Consider the following 2,475-nt stretch of genomic DNA (forward strand, 5'->3'; position numbering starts at 1 on the left):
ACCATGCGTTGTTTTTAGTGTTTAAGGGGTATGCGGTGGCATTGGTATTGCGTTGCTCACACCTTAACAGGGCGTTAGAATTTTGAGGCAAATATGAAGTCCATAATATTATCAATACTTGAGTTTGTATCTGTCTTCTTGTTAGCTGTAGAAGCTATCAAGCTCGAAAATTTGAGTTGGTTGAAAGATAAATCTTTAAAAGCAAGCGACTTCTTGAACCCAAGGATTGAATTTGTAGAAAACTATACGCCTCCTAGCACTTTCATAGGAAGGCACATTTTTCGAATTTTTATAGCCGTTAATTTTCTTATTGGTCTTGCTATATTGCTTTGGGTTGGGCTTTATTTCGACGTTAAAATTCGATATCTGCCCCCAGAAAATGCAGCAGACTGGGCAGCTGTGTTCTTCATGCTTCTTTTTACCCCAATTATTGGGGGCGTATTTTATACAATTGTTCTTAAAATATTGTCTTTGGCGGTTAAAACTTTAACTTGGATTGAAAATTCAACTAGGTCCGGTATTGTTGGGATAATTGGTTTTCTTTTCTATGCAATTCAGTTTTTCGCAAAGTAAAATTCTAACAAACTGTTTAAGAGTGATTCGCAACGCGTGGCATTTTTACTATGCGTTGCGTTTAGTGTTTAAGGTGGTGTGCGGAGGCTTTTGTATTGCGCTGCTCACACCTTAACAGGGCGTTATGCTGCTACGAATCTATATGCAACTTGGTTATTTCAAAGTAGAATACGCCACCTTTTGTATCAACGTATTTTGTATGAGATTCGAAAAACTTAATCAGAAAGCATTTTCAGCAATTTTAATCACGGCTTTGGCACTTTTGTCATTAGCTGCATACTTTGGGGATTCCGATAACTTTTTAGTTGGAAATCTTACCCCCGAGTTAATGGGCGTTTGTATTGAGCTGTTAATCATCCTTTGGGTGTTTGATCGTTGGCAAGAAAATAGTAAGAAAAAGAAGTTAGTTTCTTTGGAACGACGCTTACGTGAGTACTTGATCTTTTTTCTAAAGCACAGCTTTAAAAATGTTCCTCAGGAATATCGAGTTGGCAGATTCTTCGGTAAGGATCATGAAAAGAATATCGAGCAGATCGATAATCTTATTCAGTACGTTAAATCTAACGGTCTAGATGAAGCTGCTTTAACCTCTATCCAACAGCATTGCATGAGAGAGTCTCGTACGTTAGAGAATTTGCTACCCGTAGCATCAGAACTGACTAATGAGCACTTCAAAGCATGGTGCCGCATAGTTTATTTCATTAACTCTATCGCTGGTTCACAAGAGCCAATCAGCAAGTCGACGATAGACATCCTGCAAAACATCAAACGTTTTGACAGTGAATCATTTAAAAGAAAGCTATATGTAGACGGTGAATAATCAGCATAACAAACTGTTTAAGAGTGATTCGCAACGCGTGGCATTTTTACTATGCGTTGCGTTTAGCGTTTAAGGTGGTATGCGGGAGCTTCGGTATTGCGTTGCTCACACCTTAACAGGGCGTTATAAATCAAGATTGAGATTCGTGTCTGAAAACAGAATATTAAGATGACTTTATTGGTATGTGATTTGTATCATATTTGCTTTGATTGAGGGAATAAGACATGAACGACATACCTGTTCTGAATAAATCTGCGGAAAGGAAGTTAAGCATTATCAATGATACACCTGCAATATTTACTATCGTTGATAGCGATAGCGCAGTCGGTAGAAAGCCATTATACGAAATTGATAGCTTCAGTGAAGTTGGGAAATGGTGCGGTTTGATAATTCATCAATCAAAGAAACATGGTGTAGACCCACGGCTAGTCGCAGCAATAATGTATATGGAAACTACTCATGGCTGGTATGATAAAGTCTATCCTTTGAGAAAAACCATACTGCCGATGAATCTACATTATTCATATTGGAAAGACATTGGCGTCACTAAAGAAGCCCTAGGCTGTCCTTACTACAATATTGAGTTCGGGATCGCTCTATTATCTAGAATACAGGCTCGTATTGAAAATCCGACGATAAGAAAAATAGCTACGATCTATAATTTTTTGGGTGCTGAAGTAGTTAGCGATTACGGTGCACGTGTAGCCAAGCTATATCTTGAGCAACCATGGAGCCCAGCCAAATGTGCCGTTTAAAACACTTTATCGTGTCTATTGTTGTTTCTAGTATTCTAGCTTGCATTCCCCTGTATGTTGCAGTTAAACATAACTCAATGGGAGAGTTTTGTACTGCTAAATCTCTAGCTCTAAGTACTTGTAGGTATGACTTTAACTATATTTTTATGGTTTGGGGTAGTTGGTTTGTAATTATCTTTGTTTGTTTAATTGTGCTCACTTTTTTAATGCTAGTCGTCAAACTGCTCGTACAAAAACAGTGGCAATGATTTATAATCGGGTAGCCGGAGGTGTCTAGCCTCCAGCCCCCACACCACCCTGCATGCGGCTCCGCACAGGGCGGTTCAT

Annotated in this window: 3 protein-coding genes; all 3 read left to right on the top strand. The window is 38.8% G+C overall.

The window, feature by feature from the left end; all coding sequences use genetic code 11:
- The first annotated feature begins 93 nt into the window (after positions 1-93).
- The 3 genes from OQJ86_RS26175 (at position 94) to OQJ86_RS26195 (ending at position 2,148) form a co-directional block, all read left to right on the top strand.
- Positions 94-573: a hypothetical protein gene (locus tag OQJ86_RS26175; RefSeq protein WP_265992193.1), complete on the top strand. Its 480-nt coding sequence runs from the start codon at positions 94-96 to the stop codon at positions 571-573.
- 142 nt (positions 574-715) lie between these two features.
- On the top strand, positions 716-1,393 hold the full coding sequence (locus OQJ86_RS26185; RefSeq protein WP_025793485.1) for a hypothetical protein: 678 nt from the start codon (positions 716-718) through the stop codon (positions 1,391-1,393).
- A 224-nt stretch (positions 1,394-1,617) separates the two neighbouring features.
- Positions 1,618-2,148: a hypothetical protein gene (locus tag OQJ86_RS26195; RefSeq protein WP_049538686.1), complete on the top strand. Its 531-nt coding sequence runs from the start codon at positions 1,618-1,620 to the stop codon at positions 2,146-2,148.
- Positions 2,149-2,475 lie beyond the last annotated feature (327 nt).

Source organism: Vibrio sp. Sgm 5 (assembly GCF_026241575.1).
GTDB lineage: Bacteria > Pseudomonadota > Gammaproteobacteria > Enterobacterales > Vibrionaceae > Vibrio > Vibrio jasicida.

Excerpts from the sequence above, each read along its gene's own strand:
- OQJ86_RS26175 (WP_265992193.1), top strand. The coding sequence starts at position 94 with ATGAAGTCCATAATATTATCAATACTTGAGTTTGTATCTGTCTTCTTG.
- OQJ86_RS26185 (WP_025793485.1), top strand. The coding sequence starts at position 716 with ATGCAACTTGGTTATTTCAAAGTAGAATACGCCACCTTTTGTATCAAC.
- OQJ86_RS26195 (WP_049538686.1), top strand. The coding sequence starts at position 1,618 with ATGAACGACATACCTGTTCTGAATAAATCTGCGGAAAGGAAGTTAAGC.